Annotated in this window: 19 protein-coding genes and 2 pseudogenes; 14 read left to right on the plus strand and 7 right to left on the minus strand. The window is 39.0% G+C overall.

Annotated elements, in window-relative coordinates; translation table 11 throughout:
- The first annotated feature begins 296 nt into the window (after positions 1–296).
- The 7 genes and pseudogenes from GC093_RS04575 to GC093_RS04595 all read left to right on the plus strand — a co-directional run bounded on the left by GC093_RS04575 (position 297) and on the right by GC093_RS04595 (position 3,606).
- Positions 297–1,070: a sugar phosphate isomerase/epimerase family protein gene (locus tag GC093_RS04575; protein WP_171650693.1), complete on the plus strand. Its 774-nt coding sequence runs from the start codon at positions 297–299 to the stop codon at positions 1,068–1,070.
- Positions 1,071–1,263: 193 nt separating this feature from the next.
- Entirely contained in the window at positions 1,264–1,803 is a 540-nt protein-coding gene (locus GC093_RS04580) for a GNAT family N-acetyltransferase (protein ID WP_171650694.1), read from the plus strand.
- Between the two features lie 299 nt (positions 1,804–2,102).
- Positions 2,103–2,150 (plus strand): annotated as a pseudogene (locus tag GC093_RS36280) (S-layer homology domain-containing protein); the annotation flags it as partial.
- A 3-nt stretch (positions 2,151–2,153) separates the two neighbouring features.
- Positions 2,154–2,408, plus strand: coding sequence for an S-layer homology domain-containing protein (locus tag GC093_RS04585; RefSeq protein ID WP_376768629.1), 255 nt, complete (start codon positions 2,154–2,156; stop codon positions 2,406–2,408).
- Positions 2,409–2,420: 12 nt separating this feature from the next.
- Positions 2,421–2,534, plus strand: a pseudogene (locus GC093_RS36805) (S-layer homology domain-containing protein); the annotation flags it as partial.
- A gap of 499 nt (positions 2,535–3,033) precedes the next feature.
- Positions 3,034–3,159 (plus strand): hypothetical protein, encoded by a 126-nt coding sequence (locus GC093_RS36285; protein ID WP_281365152.1) that lies wholly within the window; start codon positions 3,034–3,036, stop codon positions 3,157–3,159.
- A 171-nt stretch (positions 3,160–3,330) separates the two neighbouring features.
- Entirely contained in the window at positions 3,331–3,606 is a 276-nt protein-coding gene (locus tag GC093_RS04595; RefSeq protein ID WP_171650695.1) for an SMI1/KNR4 family protein, read from the plus strand.
- A gap of 237 nt (positions 3,607–3,843) precedes the next feature.
- Here the strand turns inward: GC093_RS04595 and GC093_RS04600 are convergent, their stop codons facing one another.
- The 3 genes from GC093_RS04600 to GC093_RS04610 all read right to left on the minus strand — a co-directional run bounded on the left by GC093_RS04600 (position 3,844) and on the right by GC093_RS04610 (position 6,527).
- Positions 3,844–4,842 (minus strand): phosphotransferase, encoded by a 999-nt coding sequence (locus GC093_RS04600; RefSeq protein ID WP_171650696.1) that lies wholly within the window; start codon positions 4,840–4,842, stop codon positions 3,844–3,846.
- Between the two features lie 930 nt (positions 4,843–5,772).
- A complete protein-coding gene (locus GC093_RS04605; protein ID WP_171650697.1) occupies positions 5,773–6,387 on the minus strand; it encodes a DJ-1/PfpI family protein in 615 nt (204 codons plus the stop codon).
- Positions 6,387–6,527: a hypothetical protein gene (locus tag GC093_RS04610; RefSeq protein WP_171650698.1), complete on the minus strand. Its 141-nt coding sequence runs from the start codon at positions 6,525–6,527 to the stop codon at positions 6,387–6,389. Before GC093_RS04610 ends, GC093_RS04605 begins: the two co-directional genes overlap by 1 nt.
- A gap of 133 nt (positions 6,528–6,660) precedes the next feature.
- Between GC093_RS04610 and GC093_RS35685 the strand changes: the two genes are divergently transcribed.
- Positions 6,661–6,918, plus strand: a complete 258-nt coding sequence (locus GC093_RS35685; protein WP_246313470.1) for a winged helix-turn-helix transcriptional regulator — start codon at positions 6,661–6,663, stop codon at positions 6,916–6,918.
- Positions 6,919–7,098, plus strand: a complete 180-nt coding sequence (locus GC093_RS36810; protein WP_376768628.1) for a GNAT family N-acetyltransferase — start codon at positions 6,919–6,921, stop codon at positions 7,096–7,098.
- 117 nt (positions 7,099–7,215) lie between these two features.
- Here GC093_RS36810 and GC093_RS04620 read toward each other — a convergent pair whose 3' ends face one another.
- Entirely contained in the window at positions 7,216–7,725 is a 510-nt protein-coding gene (locus GC093_RS04620; RefSeq protein ID WP_171650699.1) for an RrF2 family transcriptional regulator, read from the minus strand.
- A 216-nt stretch (positions 7,726–7,941) separates the two neighbouring features.
- Between GC093_RS04620 and GC093_RS04625 the strand changes: the two genes are divergently transcribed.
- On the plus strand, positions 7,942–8,583 hold the full coding sequence (locus GC093_RS04625; protein WP_171650700.1) for an FMN-dependent NADH-azoreductase: 642 nt from the start codon (positions 7,942–7,944) through the stop codon (positions 8,581–8,583).
- A 360-nt stretch (positions 8,584–8,943) separates the two neighbouring features.
- Positions 8,944–9,474 (plus strand): GNAT family N-acetyltransferase, encoded by a 531-nt coding sequence (locus GC093_RS04630; RefSeq protein ID WP_171650701.1) that lies wholly within the window; start codon positions 8,944–8,946, stop codon positions 9,472–9,474.
- Between the two features lie 163 nt (positions 9,475–9,637).
- Here GC093_RS04630 and GC093_RS04635 read toward each other — a convergent pair whose 3' ends face one another.
- From GC093_RS04635 to GC093_RS04645, 3 genes are all read right to left on the minus strand, one after another.
- Positions 9,638–9,823 carry a hypothetical protein gene (locus tag GC093_RS04635; protein WP_171650702.1) on the minus strand — a complete coding sequence of 62 codons (186 nt, stop codon included), beginning with the start codon at positions 9,821–9,823 and terminating at the stop codon, positions 9,638–9,640.
- Positions 9,824–9,927: 104 nt separating this feature from the next.
- Positions 9,928–10,554, minus strand: coding sequence for a GNAT family N-acetyltransferase (locus tag GC093_RS04640; RefSeq protein ID WP_171650703.1), 627 nt, complete (start codon positions 10,552–10,554; stop codon positions 9,928–9,930).
- Positions 10,555–10,567: 13 nt separating this feature from the next.
- On the minus strand, positions 10,568–11,344 hold the full coding sequence (locus GC093_RS04645; protein ID WP_171650704.1) for a MerR family transcriptional regulator: 777 nt from the start codon (positions 11,342–11,344) through the stop codon (positions 10,568–10,570).
- Between the two features lie 652 nt (positions 11,345–11,996).
- On the opposite strand from GC093_RS04645, the gene GC093_RS04650 reads away from it, so the two are divergent.
- The 3 genes from GC093_RS04650 (at position 11,997) to GC093_RS04660 (ending at position 15,803) form a co-directional block, all read left to right on the plus strand.
- The gene (locus tag GC093_RS04650; protein ID WP_171650705.1) at positions 11,997–12,752 is read left to right on the plus strand and encodes a class I SAM-dependent methyltransferase; all 756 of its coding nucleotides are present in this window, start codon (positions 11,997–11,999) and stop codon (positions 12,750–12,752) included.
- A 301-nt stretch (positions 12,753–13,053) separates the two neighbouring features.
- The gene (locus GC093_RS04655; protein WP_171650706.1) at positions 13,054–13,830 is read left to right on the plus strand and encodes a Cof-type HAD-IIB family hydrolase; all 777 of its coding nucleotides are present in this window, start codon (positions 13,054–13,056) and stop codon (positions 13,828–13,830) included.
- A 596-nt stretch (positions 13,831–14,426) separates the two neighbouring features.
- The gene (locus tag GC093_RS04660; RefSeq protein ID WP_171650769.1) at positions 14,427–15,803 is read left to right on the plus strand and encodes a DJ-1/PfpI family protein; all 1,377 of its coding nucleotides are present in this window, start codon (positions 14,427–14,429) and stop codon (positions 15,801–15,803) included.
- Positions 15,804–16,228 lie beyond the last annotated feature (425 nt).

A 16,228-nucleotide genomic window follows, 5' to 3' on the forward strand; every position in this document is an offset into this window, starting at 1 on the left:
ACCCCATAATCAGGCATCGTAGGGCGAATATATGTTTCTATCCAGAAAGCTAACGTGTGTTTTTAAGGTTTGCCAATTAATTAATAGTATAATAACATAGCTTCACAAGGACCAATTATTGGGAAACGAGGAGGATTATTTATTCTGAATTTACCAGTAATAAATATCAGCACGCAATTTGACCATCTAGTGTCACGTATTGAAAAAACTATGAAGATTATTAATGCATCGGCGGCAGCTATTGTTTTTGACACGAGGACGGCAATGATGGAAAAAAACAAGAAAGGAAGCGGCTTATGATTACCATTTATGATTGGTTTGGCTATGAATTGCCGATTAAGGAACGCTATCAGTTAATAAAAGAAGCCGGATTTGATGGCGTTTTATTATGGTGGAGTGAAGACTTTAATCGGAACGATTACCGCAACGGGCCACAAATTGCGCGAGAAGCGGGTCTTTTTATAGAAAATATCCACGCGCCTATCAAAAACCAACACAGCCTTTGGCTTGACAATCTGGACGGTGAAGCCATAACCGATTGTTATTTGCAATGTGTTGCAGATTGCGCCGAATTTGAGATTCCAACAATGGTGGTGCACCTGCCCAAAGAAGACAATCCATATAACGCATTGGGACTGGATAGAATCAAGAGAATCACTGAAAAAGCTGAACAGCTTGGTGTCAATGTTGCACTGGAGAATTTACGGAATCTTACCAATTTGGCATATGTGCTGGAGCAAGTGGATTCCCTGTGTATCGGATTCTGTTATGACTGCGGACATCACTACCGCTACTATCCAGGCGTTGATTTATTATCCATGTACGGTTCCCGGGTGATGGCACTACATTTACATGATAATAACGGAAGTCATGCCCAACACGGGTTACCCTTTGACGGCACGATTGATTGGTCTACAACCATGAAAAAAATTGCGGAAACGGATTATTCAGGCGCGACTGCAATAGAGGCGATGAATTGGGATTATGAGGATTTATCGGCTAAAGAGTTTTTACATAAAGCATTTGAACGAGCAAAAAGGCTGGAAGCATTACGCAACGGGACACAATAGGCAGGAGCTGGATATAAGACGCTCCTTTTTGATTTCATTGAAGTAACTGGCAGGATTATAAAAGAACTATACATTGATAGTACAATTTGTGCCTGTTACATTTACTACAGTTAGATTTTAATACGGATACCTTCACCAAATAAAACGCAGATACACAAGAACTTAAAAGTAATGAAGTGAAAAGGAGGGCAAGATGAAAAAAGATAATACACCTTTGATTGAAACAGAGAGATTGATTTTAAGAAGATTCACTGACGACGATGTTGCAGAGATGTTCCTTATTTACAGCGACGAGGAAGTTAATGAGTTTTTGCCTTGGTTTCCCTTCCAGTCGGTTGAGGAAACGCGAGAATATCTCCACAACAATATTTTTGCTGATTACGCAAAGGATATTGCCTATCGCTATGCCGTGGTATATAAACAGTCAAACCAAGTGATCGGATATGTCTCGCTCGGGGGATTTGACGAAAGAACCGCCAGTGGTGAATTGGGTTATGGCTTACGAAAGCAGTTTTGGGGGCAAGGTATCATCCCCGAGGCTTCCAAAGCGGTACTGGAAAAACTAAAAGAAAACGGATTTCATTTCGTCACGGCAACGCACGATGTTAACAACCCGAAAAGCGAAAAAGTAATGCAAAAATTGGGGATGACTTATCGATCATCCTATGACGAGATGTGGCAACCGAAAAATTTCAAAGTGACATTCAAACTTTACAGAATGGATTTTCAATAAGAACATTCGTTCAATTAACGGTAAACGAGAGTTCAATAAGAACATGAGAAGGCAGTTAGAGATACGATCAGGTGAACGCGCATGGTTTGCGAAGCTAGATGCACTATCTTATGAGTGGATAGCTCCTGCCGTATGAAGAAGGAGACGTAAGCTCAGTATAAGTGTTTATAACGACATTCGTATTTTTACACTGCTTATCAGATGCGCCCTTATATAGGTATAGAATTTATGTATCCGATCATTGGTCAGCCGAAAGTATACATGTGTTCTCGAAGCTTGGGGTCGTTAAAGGTTACTAGGATGGCACATTTATGCCGGATGCTCCTATTACTCGCGGCGAGTTTGCTGCTATCGTTGCCAAAACCTTCAATATCGGTACTGGCGAATTGAAGGCTGCCCAGTTTAGTGATATCAACGAGAGCTGGGCTAAAGAAGCGATCTTGGCACTTGCATCAAATGGTATCATCAACGGATATGAAGATGGCACATTCTACCCTGAAGCTAACATCACCCGTGTAGAAATGATCGCCATTATCGTCAGAATCATTAACCTGACTACAGTTCAAGGAACAAGCAGCGCTGCGTTTACCGATATCGGAAATTAATGGAATAATGACCAGATCGAAGCAGCAACAAAGGCCGGCATTATTAACGGTGCGGGTGGAGGTTCTTTTGCTCCGGACAAAAACTCGACTCGTGCCGAAGCATTGACCGTATTGCTTCGCTCCTGAAAAATTAACCCTGAAATTGGTTCTTTGATTGATTCGTTGAAATAGAAACAAAACAAAAAAGGTGTTGGGGTATTTCACCCCGACACCTTTTTTAAGTACGCCCAGCATGGACGTCAACTCTAGGGTGAAAGTCCCGAACGGGGGCTGGCGAGCGTCTACTGTAGCCATGAGCAAGGGTGTCCATCGTGAGATGGAATCTGAAGGAAGCAGGAGGCTAACTTCCGGTCCGAGGAACACGAACATCATCAGGCACAAGGAACGGAATGAGCTTTGCAAGACAAAGCGAAGTCCAATACACTACACGGACATTCAAGTGTAAATAGTGCGGGTAGATGGAAGGAAGGTGAGTCGTCTTACCATGGGAGGTCTCATGGACGTGAAGAGATGACTTTCGAATCACGGTTGAAACAAGATTTATCATGAGAAGTCAGCATACGCCGTAGTACCTCATGTTGTCGACGAGAAGAGGGAAGGGCCGAACCTTAGGAGGTGTGGGTCAATGAAAGGTACCGAAACAGGAGCCAAGTCCAGCCAACTTCGAAGAGAAGGCTCGACGCAGAACGTACATGCGGAACATGGAGAATATGCGGGAGTGCACAATCTGCATGGATACTTGCAGAGATAACATGAACGAAGCGCTCAAGCGGGTCAAAGCAAACAAAGCTAAACATCTATTTAATAAATGGCTATTGTCACTCAGGTGACTGTAGCCTTTATTTATTAAGTGGGATAATATTATGGCGCAGGTCTTACGGAACTTTTCAATATTTAACACTTTAACAAAGGAGGATACAAAGTGCACGAAGATTTTATGGAAAACTTTCAAACAAACACACCCATCTCAAAAAGGGATATTGAAGACGTAGAAACAATGCTTCGGATTAAATTTCCTGTTGATTATGTTGAATTTAGATTACAGACAAATGGTGGAGAAGGTACGATTGGTGAAAGTGGTTATTTAAGGTTGTGGAAGATAGGTGAGATAGTTCAGGGTAACGTGGAATATTCGGTTCATGAATTTGCACCCGGTTTAATTATAATAGGTTCAGATGTCGGCGGAGCTGCATACTGACACTGAGCCAAGGATCATATATCCCTTAAAATGTTTTAAACCCCAATAATAGGATGTTCTATTTTTCTTCACGAATACAACATAAGTACTAGCTCTATACAAACAAGAAGCACCAGTTAAGTGCCCAGTGCTTCTTGATAAATTCATTCGATTTTTAATATTAAGCGCGGTGAACCGTACCATAAGTAACGGCAAGTTTTTTCCTAAAAAGGTTTTTTTACAACATCATTCCTCTCCCTACTGATTTACCCATTCATCTAATAAATCCATTGCCTTTAATCGGAGAGGCCATGTTTGCTCCATAATATCTAACATGATGCGGCTTCTCGGGCTTTTAGGGAACCGAGCGGTAAACCAAGCTTCTCGAGGTAACCGATACAAGGAAGAAATCATTTTACGTTCGGTCCGGTCTAAAGGACGGAGTTCTTCGTACCCGTTTAACAACGAATGAATGAGGACGGGATTAAAGCGAGTCGTGTTCATGAGGGCTGTTGCTAAGTCAACATAAATCGATCCTAACTTAATGCGATCCCAATCAATAATGAAAAGCTGTCCGTCATCGGCAATAATGACATTCAGTGAAGTAATATCGCAGTGTATCAATGCGGGACGAATCATTTCCTTCACAAAAAGGTCTACAAGCTCCGGGCTCATTAATTCGGTCCAGGACCGATCAGAAAACTGGTTACAGGATTCTCCGAACCTTTTATACCATCTGCGGGTCCATTTATTCGTTTGGTTTGCTTTTGCCATACGTCTGCGAAAGAGACGATCATGGTTCTGCCATAATCGAATATGATCATAAAAGGGACCTTTAAGGGGGAAGGAACGACTGGATGTTGTATGCAAGGAGGCAAGAGCTCGTCCAAGCTTTTCGAAATCCTCTTGATTATCCATGCTTCTCCCATTTATCCATGTGGTTACATAGAAGGGTCTTCCTTGGTTTAAAGTCCATAATTTCCCTGAATTGCTAGCAAGCCATTTAGGCATGGAATTGAAACCATTATTCATCAAATGCTGTATATAGTCTGCAGCTGTTTTTATTTGATCAATTGTACCTGTGTGGAGTAAATTACTCCGGAAGAAGGGCTTCATCGCATAGGTTCCGCTTTCCGTCCGTACTCGGACGATGGCGTTCTTTCGATAAAGAGACGCGATCGAGTCTGAACGCAACGGAATTAGGTCGAAGCGGCGGACAATTTTGCGTATTCGGCTTTTGGTATAGGCATTTACCATGGGCAACATCACCTCCTTCAAAAGAAAATGTGGAGAATACTGCTATTGGCTAGGTTATTCATAGAGGAGGGAGCGTGTATGGCCTAGCGCCTAATAAACCATTAAAAATTTGCCGAAGCATCAAGCGCGGTGAACGTTATTACAAATGACGCAAATAGGGAAAAGGAAAAGAGACGGCTTTCGAACATTTTATTAATACATGTATTATAAATAAATATACTCTCGATCGTTTTGATCCAAACGATATAATGACAGACGAAGGTGAAAAAGGATTAGATGGTGTTTCCATTATAATAAATGATAAATTAGTTGTGACAAGGGACGATGTAATTAGCATTATCGAGGAATTATGAAGTCTATTATGCTGCTGCATATTTTAATTATTACTTAGATACGAATATTAAAATTGGAACTATTTCAAACCAGTATAAGAAATATAAATATCATTTAATGTGTGCAATTAGGGGGTTACATGTTGGTACTCAAGTCTATTTTGGTCAAGCTCGAAAACAGAGAAAAGAGTTTGAGGGGCACTATTCTCATTAGCAAAAGAAGGAAGAATCATGGAATAATGTTTGAAAATTGCTATTATGTGCCTGGATGAGACACTTAAGATATGTTCTCATGTTCCAGTGGATGAACAACATAGAAGTAAAGAAGTTGCATCGTATACAAAAGCCACGAATAGTTCGGAATTCTTAAAAAAAAAGGACGTAGTACATTGCACAGTAACATCAGTTAACCATTCATTTATCAATGCTACTGAAAAAAAACCATCCTAGTACAGAATAACAGCGTTTTTTTCGTTTTGGAGATATTAATTTGCCTTATTTCATGAGCATGTCACGGTACCCCTAAAAAAACAGGATCATAGAATGGAATAAGTATTCAAATTATGACCATTTTCACACGTATCTCTATGTATTGATGTTACTCAATCGTGATGTCGTACTCCATTGTCTTGGCTGTTGTTTGAGCAATTTCCGAACCTAGTAGTTGTTTAACAACGTGGAATGCCATATTGATTCCGGCGGAAATCCCACCCGATGTCACAATATTCCCTTCATCAACGAACTTGACATTCCTCTTTACAGTGACAGCCGGAAACTCTTTCTCGAGTCTATCATAGCTGGCCCAATGAGTCGTTGCCATCTTTCCGTTTAGAAGACCTGCCTTCGCCAACAGAAGAGCACCTGTACAAACGGATGTCATCAGTTTAACATTACCCATACGCTGCGAAATCCATTGAATGACTTTCTCGTTGTAAATCTCCTTCTCTCTGGCACCAAGTCCGCCAGGAATCACCAAAATATCAAAATGTGGTGCATTGTCGAAACTGTAATCTGGCTGCACTTTCAATCCATTATAAGCCTGTACCAATTCTCCCGTCTCCGAAACTAGTTTTACGAGAAACGGATTGAATTCCGGAGTATCCACATGTTGGTCCGGATATGTAGTAACGGAAAACACTTCGAAGGGACCAGCAAAATCAAGCACCTCAACATCGTTGAAGAGAAATATACCTACACTCCACTTCTTTTTCATTATGTTTCACACTCCCGTTTTATTTTCATTTTAGTATACAACGCCCCTATGTCGGAATCAATTTCCTCAGACATTTCCGCTGCATCGTTTTCAAGTTCATCTATATTATCCGCTAATTTAATTACGTTAACTACTGTCACACCCCAGGAAGCCCCCAGTAGTTTCAAAAAATGAACTATGGAGGAAACGTCTATATTGGATCGCTCTTGTATCGAAGACCATTGATCCCTTGCTGGAAATCTTGGACGGTAAGTGCCTCCTCTTCTGTTAGAGTTGTTTGTCGGAACCAAGCGATTTGGAGAGCTGCGGAGAAGACTACACCCTATTAGCCCAAAGACGTTAACAGATCGACTGCGGGTGCTAGAGGAGAAGGGGATTATTACTCGTACGCTGTACCCCGGTGTGCCCCTGCACGTCAAATATGAGCTAACTAAGCGTGGGTGGAATTTGCTGTCTATTTTTGCAGCTATGTGGGTATGGGTTCATGAAAATGGCTTAAGTGCCGAACGTGGGGCGGAAGATATGGCATAGGTGGCAGCCTGTTTACAATATGGATTTAGCAAATTGGGTTTTCATGATGTGTATAGTTTTACAGCCGATTTTAATAAGCCTTCGAAAAAAGTAATGATGAAAATCGGTATGAGTTTTATTAAAATGTTCAGTCACCCTAAATTCACAGCCAAACAACATGGATTAAAAACACTTTTGTAATCTACATGCGCACGAAGTAAGAACATTGGAAAGCCGTATGAGGGAAAACCTCACGTACGGTTTGATGAGGAGGGGCTGAAATAATACTCAGCCTTTCACTCTAGTTTTTGTATTGCTTTAGTTTGAATTTTTATTCTTAAAATAGTTTTGGCTATCAGTTCGTACTTTCTCAGGTAAAACACGATCCAGCTCCTTATTTAACCAAGCAAGAGTTTTATTACGTAGAACCTTGCGCATATGCTCTTCTGCTTCAAGCATTGTCAAGTTAATCGTACATAAAGGATTGCTCTGAGTACATGAAGTACATTCTTCATTATCTCTATACATTAAGTTAGTTTTTAATATGTTTTTACATTGAAAAATAGTTTTTTTTCCTTCAACCGCTTCAATTACATCCCAAAACGAAATTTCCTCAGGGATCTTAGCTAATTTATATCCTCCCTTTACACCAGGTGTAGAACTCACAATACCAGCCTTAGACAATTTACCGAGAACTTTCGAGAGATACGTTTCTGAAAGCCCTTGAAATTCTGAAAGATCCTTTATTCCTATGCTCTCCTCTTCAGGTATGTCTATTAAATAGACAAGGCTATGCAAAGCATATTCAACCATAACACTATACTGCATATATAAAATCACCTACTTTCATGTTAATAGGCTTATCAAATACATAGTATAGCATCAATTTCATTTTGTAAATTTACATAATTACAACGCTGTATAAATTGACATACAATTGGGAAAGTCGTATTATAGACTATATCAATCGATGATTAATATTATCGACGATTATTATGATCGACAATAAACTAAATGAACTTTCAATTTTAGGAGGAAATTTCCATGAGTAAACTACTTATCATCAATGCACATCCAGAATTTGATTCTCAAACCTCAGCAAGTCTAGATGTATTTAGTTACTTTTTGAAAGTATACAAAGAGAAGCATCCAAATGACGAAGTTATTGAACAAATTAATCTATACGACGATGAAGTACCCATATTAGATAAAACTGTTTTTATAGCATGGGCGAAACAAGGAAAAGGTGAAGAATTAACAAGTCAAGAAAAAGACGTTACAGACCGCATGAATGAGATATTAAAACAATTCAAAAGTGCGAATAAGTATGTAATTGTTTATCCATTGCATAACTTTAATATCCCATCAAAACTAAAGGATTATATGGATAATATTATGATTGCAAGGGAAACGTTTAAATATACCGATACTGGATCTGTCGGTCTTCTAAAAGATGGAAGAAGTATGGTTGTAATTCAAGCTAGTGGTTCAATCTACACCAATGATGACTGGTATACCGAAGTGGAATACTCACATAAATATTTGAAGTCCATGTTTAATTTCTTTGGTATCGAAGATTTCGAAACAATTCGAGTTCAAGGAACAGTTATTCTGGACAGAGATGAAGTATTAAAAAAAGGATATAAAGAAGCTGAAGAGCAGGCTTTAAAATTAGCAGCGATATAGGAAATAACAAATATTTTGTCAGTACTCTATATGATTGGCTGTTTTAGTTTTAGCCAATATAAATAGAAAGAAGTATGATCACAGAACGATAGTTCAAACAACCGCTACGGGCAGCTGCTGAAGTAACGGGCAAGATAGTTTAAGATCATGCGTGGTGAACCGTACCACAAGTAGTGGTAAAGCAGAAAATATTGATAAAGGTTGAAGCGGCATTGATAAATTTGCTTTTGGGGGATTAAACGTAGATAAAGCCTAAAACCTCTTGTATAATGAAACTATCTTCAAAAATGAAGGGACTGAACTATGCGTAGATGTCAATATTTTCAACCTAACTATTAAAATATAATGGAGGTAAAAGTATTGATTACAGAGTTACACACAGAACGTTTACATTTGAGAAAAATGAAGGTATCGGATTCGTCTAGCTTGTTTAAAATTTGGTCTGATCCAGATGTTACTAAATTTATGAATGTTAGTTGTTTTACTAATGAAAATCAAGCAAAAGAAATGATTACTCTCCTTGATGACCTTTCTCAAGACAGCAAAGCTATTCGTTTTTCCATAATTAAAATAGAATCCGATGAAATCATAGGTTCTTGTGGTTTTAATTCTTTGGATTTTGAAAATGCAAAAGCAGAAATTGGATATGACATTGCTAAATCATTTTGGGGAAGAGGATATGCTTCAGAAGCTATCTATTCTTTGTTAGATTACGCATTCTCATCTTTAAAGATGAATCGAATCGAAGCAAAAGTTGAACCCGAAAACGTGAAGTCAATAAAACTTATACAAAAGCTAAACTTTACGTTTGAAGGAACACTAAGACAATATGAAAGAGTAAACGGAAAGTTTAACGATCTCAATATCTATTCAAAATTAATATCGGATTGATTTGATTTTTCCTGCCTATTTTGAATTGTAAGTAGCATACACGAAAACTTACCGTTACAGAGCGTGGAATGAAGGGCAGAGTTTACACTAGGTTAGTTCAATAATTTTTTTCATATTCATTATACGTACAAAAGACCGTCAATAAATGCACGGTCTTTTGTAGTTAAACTTGTTCATCTTCATTATTATCTAGAACCATTGTAACTGCTCTAATTTTGACATCAGGGAGCCTTTGCTGAACCTGTATTTTTGCATCAGATAGGATAGACGCTTTTACATTCTCAAAATAGAACACGCCATATGCGTCTTGGTTTATATGGATATCTTGTCTTATCACCTCATCATTCATATTTTCTCATCTTTATTCTAGATTGGTGCGATGCCATCAGCTTCCGTATGCCAATGCAAAAACAGGTTACCATTTTCCTAATAGCCCCTTTAAAAAAATTCATATCACTTTAAATTTAAGACCATATAATCCCATTTCGATTCATTGAACAAAAGATGCCGCACTACGCTATTCTTTTGTAAGTGAGTATGGAATGACAGGAGCTCGTATAGATGCTTGGCACGTGGGTTACTACCTACGACGTGCAAGCTCAGCACACCTAAGTTTGGCTCAGTTTGCACAAAATGCCGCGCCCACTGAAATAATAGCTTTCCAATCCCCTTGCTTCGATGGTCCGGATGGACAACAATGTCTGCAATATAACATTCTCCAGCCTGTGGTTTATGATCTAATAAAGATAACCCGATCAGCATTTTTAACAGGTTCCATTTTCCCAACCTATTGAAGCTCTTCCACGAAGGAAGCTCTTGCTTTTGCTTTTTGTCAGATTCGGGCTTCCATTTGATAGACATCGTTCCGATAACTTCTCCATCTTGCAGGACGACCATTCTTTGACTTGCCGGTTCGGTGGGTAAATGTTCAAACAGCTTTTCAAAAAAAAGAGCGAGATCGTCATCATTCATGTTCGTCAAGTTTTGAAATTTTCCGCGAAACCCGTGAACAAGCAGGTGGCCGACCTGTAGATTATATTTGGTCTGCATAGGCTCAATTGTTATCGGTACTGTAGTCATGATTGTTCCTCCTTTAGGATTTTGTAGCCGATTCGATCAACAATTGCAACTCGTAATGCAACTCGTTCTTGCTGCTAAATAACGATAAATAGGATCTTTCAATAAGGATAAGGGGTCCCGCTATGGTATATGATTGTGCAGCAGCATAGTCGTACAACTGCTCAATCATTTGTTCGAGCTCATCATCTTCAAGAATTAGGCATTGCATAGAAAGGTAATTGCCTTCAGGTAAAGAAAAATCGCCAGGCCCTTGAGTTTCTAAACATAAGGTAATTGTGCTCGAACCATCATATATATAATGAATGTCCGTTTCGAACAAGTTCAGAACGCGCTTCGCTTGTTCAGCCAACAGTTTGGCATTAAGCATAGTGTGTGAACCCATTTCAATCCAACTCTCAAAGTAGGTGGTGTCTCGCCACTTTATTTGATACTGGTTAGACTCCGAATTAAAGTTTTGCTGTTCATGCAAAACTTTTTTGATGAACTGCTGAAGCTCTTTGAGCCGCAGCAGCTCCGCATCTGCTTCCCGCGAGGAATAATGAAGAAGTTGTCGATATTGATCCACAGAATAGGAGGTCATACAAATTTTTATGGACTGAACAGACACTCCCAACTTGCGAAGTAATAGAATATGTGCTAACTGGTATACTTGCTCAATGCCGTACATTCTATACTGATTGTTATCTGTGTAAGCGGGTTGAAGAACTCCTTTCTCTTCAAAATAACGAATTTGATGAACAGACACGTTCATAAGATTGGCTAATTCACTAATCGTAATTTCACTCTTCATAAAATTCACTCCTAAAGCTTGGAATATCTCAACGATACACCTTAGGTCAGGCCTAAGGTCAAGTGTCTGTATTAAAATTATTTGTTAAAACTATATTAGATCATCATTTGGGGCCACGATATAAGAGATTTAAATTTGAGTACCATCAGAGTAATAAAGAAGAAGAACGGAGAAATGCATTTATATTTAGATATAGAATCATAAGATAAAGCCATCATTTTAGAACTATGAATGTATTTCAAGGATGTGGGCGACATCACATAACACAGTATCTACTACTCTATTTTACAGAAAGTTATATGTGTCCAATGACACAAATGTGCCTACATAATTTGGCTGAATAAACAAGTTGAGGTTCCGCAGAAACAAGCGGCAGCCTATTAAGCTAGAAATCCTGCGAATGAGTGAGTATACGTGAGATAAACCCTTAAAACCGAGGGAAGGGCAGTTTTGTTTAAGAATGAGTATGAAACAACAGGTAGACTTTTGTCGTCTTATAAGTATTGGCTAAGATTTAGTTAAAGTTTTTCAAATAACGGGAAAACTTGTAACAAAAAGGGCTGGATGCAGATTCTGTTGGGATATAATCGATACATAGGTAACATCATTGTCTAATGAAAATCCTATTAATAACAAATGGAGGAGTATGGTGATGGACATAGAGCAATCATTTTCAAACAGAGTTAAAGATTATGTGAAATATCGTCCAACATATCCTAGTGACGCAATAGATTATTTATATGATATTGTCAAACTTGATGAGAATTCGACCGTGGCTGATATTGGGGCAGGAACAGGGAAATTATCTAAATTACTAGTTGAAAGAGGTACTAATGTTATTGCAGTAGAACCAAATCAGGAAATGCGAAAAGCTTGTGTACAAATACTTGGACATGAATCCAACTTTCGTGCTGTGGCAGGTTCAGCAGAATCAACATGTTTACGTGACAATTCCGTAGACTTTATAGTTTGTGCTCAAGCGTTCCACTGGTTCGATCGTACTGTTACAAAAATGGAGTTTAAACGAATTCTAAAAGAACGTGGTAAGGTTATTTTAGTTTGGAATACACGTCAAACAAAAGGAACCCCTTTTTTAGAAGGGATAGAACATTTATTGCTTAACTATGGTATTGATTACTCCGAAGTGAATCACAAAAACATTTCGGAAGATGAATTGCAATTATTCTTTAAAGAAAATACTATGGAGAAGTCCGTTTTTAAAATACAACAATTATTTGATTTTGAGGGTCTAAGTGGAAGAGTAATGTCTTCCTCCTATACTCCTATGCCTGAACATCCTAACTACGGACCTATGATGGACGAATTAAAAAAGTTATTTAATCGATATGAGAAAAACGGTAAAGTACCTTATATATATGAAACAGAGTTATATTGGGGAGAGATTTAATATTCACTTAGGGAGCGTGAGTTAAAGAATCGATATGTCGATTATCTAGTTGGCATTTTGTTCCCACTACATTGACGACATTCTTATGTACAAGTTTGAATAAAAATACTTATTGTTTGTGATATATTGTACTTAAAGTAACGGGAAACGTTTGTTGAAGAAGAACATAATGAGCAGGTGCCGCGGCAGCCTGCTCATTTTATTGAACTAAAGGGCAGGATAATTCAGTTAAGTAAGGAACTCCATGGGTTACTAACGTATATGAGATTAAGGTGTTTTTAAATATAGGGGGATTCTAGCAGTGTACGAGATAGTGTTTTTTGATGTTGACGGGACCATATTAAGTGAAGTGGATAGAAGAATACCTGAAAGCACAAAAATGGCTATAACAAGGCTTCATGAAAAAGGTATTAAGGTCGTTGTTGCAACGGGGAGACCACATGATTTGTGCGAAGAACTAATTGCGCTTGGCATTGATACTTTAATATCAGCAAATGGAGCACTTATTAAAGCAAAAAATAATGTGATTTATAAGTCAGCGCTTTCTGCAAATACTGTTCGTGAACTATCAAGTTTTGCCGAGTTAAACGGCCACAGTCTCTCCTATTTTACAGATTCGATTTCAATGAACGGAATAGGAGTAGAAGAAAAACGTGTTAGAAGTGCACTATTAGAGACCCTAGGTCTTAGCCATTTTCCCAAGAAATTAGACGCACTCTCAGAAGAAATTTACTGTATGTGTTTGTACGCTGATGAGAGTGAAGCTCAAAAATTTATTGATAACTTCCCGCAACTGCGGTTTGTACGTTTTCATAGTTATGTAATAAACATTCTTGAAAAACAAGTGGTCTCTAAATCGGAAGCAATCAAAAAAGTACTGGATTATTACAACATTGCCGTTAGCAATTCTATCGCATTCGGTGACGGTGGTAATGATTTAGATATGTTAGAGTTCGTTGGCCTCGGTATTGCTATGGGCAACGGTGAGGAACGTCTTAAACAAAAGGCAGATTTCGTTACCAAAAAAGCAAGTGAAGATGGCATATACTATGCCCTAACTAAATTTGGCGTTATTTGATTTTGAACGAACTATATCATTGCGCTAACGAGGAACGTTTGCTCAATAAAACAGTGGCAGTCTAGGACTTTATTTTCTCGTCCATGCTGCCGCTGTTTTTATAGTCGGGGCTATTCTAATATTATTTTTACGAGATCTGACGGTTTTATAATTCGAAAGGCCGCATTGGGACCAACATATCCAGTCTATTACTTCTTTCTGTATAAGATAACAATCCAGGCTTCCGGCACAATCGGCAGCGGCAAACACGATTTTACTAAAAGGATTAATTGACATACCCAACGGGGGTATGGTAAATTAAATATAATGTTTTGTTAAAAGGGAGTATCCTATATGTTTTAACGTGATTTGGAATTGTCTTATGTTAGAAACGGTAACTTCCACAACTTCGGTAAAGTCAGCGCGTCATGCTTCGCGTGAAGACCGCAATATTTTACGTTGCGGTAGTCACTATTAACAGGTTGCAAATTCTTCTACTGTAATACGATGGTTGCAGATGAAAGACAACATCACAATGGCGAAGTTAGATGACAGATGTTGAAATCACCGCTGCGGCAACAAAGCGAGAAAAAATTGGGGTCAGAGGAGAATCAAGTATGAAGTTATTATTACGCGTCGTTGTCTATGTAATGACGTTCGTTATCCTTTTCGGTGGGGTTGGTGCGTTTGGATATATCCAATCAAATCATGCATATTGGATTCCCACTCGGCAAACACCGATGCCTGCTTTACAAGACGTGAGCGTCCCTGAACATAATCCGAAAAAACCTACAGTAGCTGTCCTTTTATCCAATCCGACGACAGAAGTGTTCGATTTTATGGTTCCGTATGAAATGTTCGCCATGACTGAGTCTTATAACGTATATGCAGTTGCCCCGGACAAAAACATGAAAACACTCTCTGGTGGTTTGGATCTGATGCCACACTATTCTTTTGATGAACTGGATCGATTTTTAGGAAAAAGTCCCGACCTTATTGTGATCCCGGCAATGCCTATGGTTGACGAAGCAAAGTATAAACCTGTCCGGGAATGGATACAAAAACATTCTGATACGAAGTTGTTAAGCATTTGCGCTGGAGGTTTGAATCTGGCCGATACAGGTTTATTAAAAGGGAAAGAAGCAACTACCGACTGGAAAAGTTTTGATTATCATGAAATCGATAAATATCCTGAAACAAAATGGAGAAGGGATGTGCGGTATGTCGCAGACGGGAACATCGTCGCTTCAGCTGCTCTCACTTCAGGAATCGATGCCGTCCTCTATGTGATCTCACAGCAATTAGGCGAATCTATGGCGGAGAAAATAGCGAAAGAGATGAAGTACCCTTCCTATCATTTCGTAAAGTATCCGAAGGTAGACCCTTATTATGTGGATCGAACCGAATTGATATTTACGTTTAACCAAGCATTCCAATGGAACAAAAAAAGCGCAGGGGTATTGTTGTATAACGGGATGGATGACGGAGCACTTACAACGATTTTTGATACCTATGCCGCTTCCGGAACAACAAAGGTATACACCATCTCAGACGCTAAGCAACCTATCGTTACGAAGTATCACCTTAATCTTGTCACCCGATATCAAATGTCGAATGCGCCGAAGCTGGATCGAATGTTCGTTCCAGGAGTGGGGGCGGAGTCTTTAACTGCGGAAGATGTCAAACAGTGGAACGAAAAGGGAAATAACGTGGTGCCTGAGTTCATTCACAGCGGTTCGGCAGACAGATTTATCTTTGATGCTCCGCTTGAAGATTTAGCCAAGCAAGAGGACGTCCTAACCGCAAAATATGGTGCCAAGCGATTGGAATACCGTGCGACAAATCTAAACTTCGAAGGCAAACCGTTTTCCTATGAAGCTTTCGGTATTCCAGTTTTGCTTAGTTTAGCAGCATTGCTGACTACTTTCTATCTTGATAGACGATTCATTCGAAAAGGGAGGAGAGGTCGTCATCAATCATTAGCACGTTCATAAGAGGGAATCTTCGGTGGATGTGATATGATGTAAAGTATCATATACTCGAATAATCAACATTGAGCTTACCACTAGACATCCCGATAACTTAATAACTGCTATATATATATGTTCTTGTCAAAAGTCAGTGACAAAAACATATAAGCTTAAGAGGCCGCATATCTGCGGCTTTTTTCATTTTAACGATATATGTTCTTGTCAAAAGCCAGTGACAAGAACATATATCGTTTGCCGATTAGGACAAGAACATGAATCGTTTCCCGCAGTTGAGGATTATTCTCAATTTTGTATGCTTGAAAGTCAGGGTAGAGGAGCGACCAACGGGCAGGATACTAAAATTGGTGCATTAGTTTCATAGGAGACTTCGCATGTGCTATGGAAGCAATGGAAACAGGTGTGAATCTGTATCCGTGAGCTTCAGGCGC

It is taken from the genome of Paenibacillus foliorum (assembly GCF_013141765.1).
Lineage (GTDB): Bacteria > Bacillota > Bacilli > Paenibacillales > NBRC-103111 > Paenibacillus_S > Paenibacillus_S foliorum.

What these genes read in the sequence shown, in the direction of transcription:
- GC093_RS04660 (WP_171650769.1), top strand. Translation starts at nt 14,427, where the DNA reads ATGAAGTTATTATTACGCGTCGTTGTCTATGTAATGACGTTCGTTATC.
- GC093_RS04645 (WP_171650704.1), bottom strand. Translation starts at nt 11,344, where the DNA reads ATGAAGAGTGAAATTACGATTAGTGAATTAGCCAATCTTATGAACGTG.
- GC093_RS36285 (WP_281365152.1), top strand. Translation starts at nt 3,034, where the DNA reads ATGAAAGGTACCGAAACAGGAGCCAAGTCCAGCCAACTTCGAAGAGAA.
- GC093_RS04580 (WP_171650694.1), top strand. Translation starts at nt 1,264, where the DNA reads ATGAAAAAAGATAATACACCTTTGATTGAAACAGAGAGATTGATTTTA.
- GC093_RS04640 (WP_171650703.1), bottom strand. Translation starts at nt 10,554, where the DNA reads ATGACTACAGTACCGATAACAATTGAGCCTATGCAGACCAAATATAAT.
- GC093_RS04650 (WP_171650705.1), top strand. Translation starts at nt 11,997, where the DNA reads ATGGACATAGAGCAATCATTTTCAAACAGAGTTAAAGATTATGTGAAA.
- GC093_RS04620 (WP_171650699.1), bottom strand. Translation starts at nt 7,725, where the DNA reads ATGCAGTATAGTGTTATGGTTGAATATGCTTTGCATAGCCTTGTCTAT.
- GC093_RS04575 (WP_171650693.1), top strand. Translation starts at nt 297, where the DNA reads ATGATTACCATTTATGATTGGTTTGGCTATGAATTGCCGATTAAGGAA.
- GC093_RS04635 (WP_171650702.1), bottom strand. Translation starts at nt 9,823, where the DNA reads ATGAATGATGAGGTGATAAGACAAGATATCCATATAAACCAAGACGCA.
- GC093_RS04605 (WP_171650697.1), bottom strand. Translation starts at nt 6,387, where the DNA reads ATGAAAAAGAAGTGGAGTGTAGGTATATTTCTCTTCAACGATGTTGAG.
- GC093_RS04600 (WP_171650696.1), bottom strand. Translation starts at nt 4,842, where the DNA reads ATGGTAAATGCCTATACCAAAAGCCGAATACGCAAAATTGTCCGCCGC.
- GC093_RS04625 (WP_171650700.1), top strand. Translation starts at nt 7,942, where the DNA reads ATGAGTAAACTACTTATCATCAATGCACATCCAGAATTTGATTCTCAA.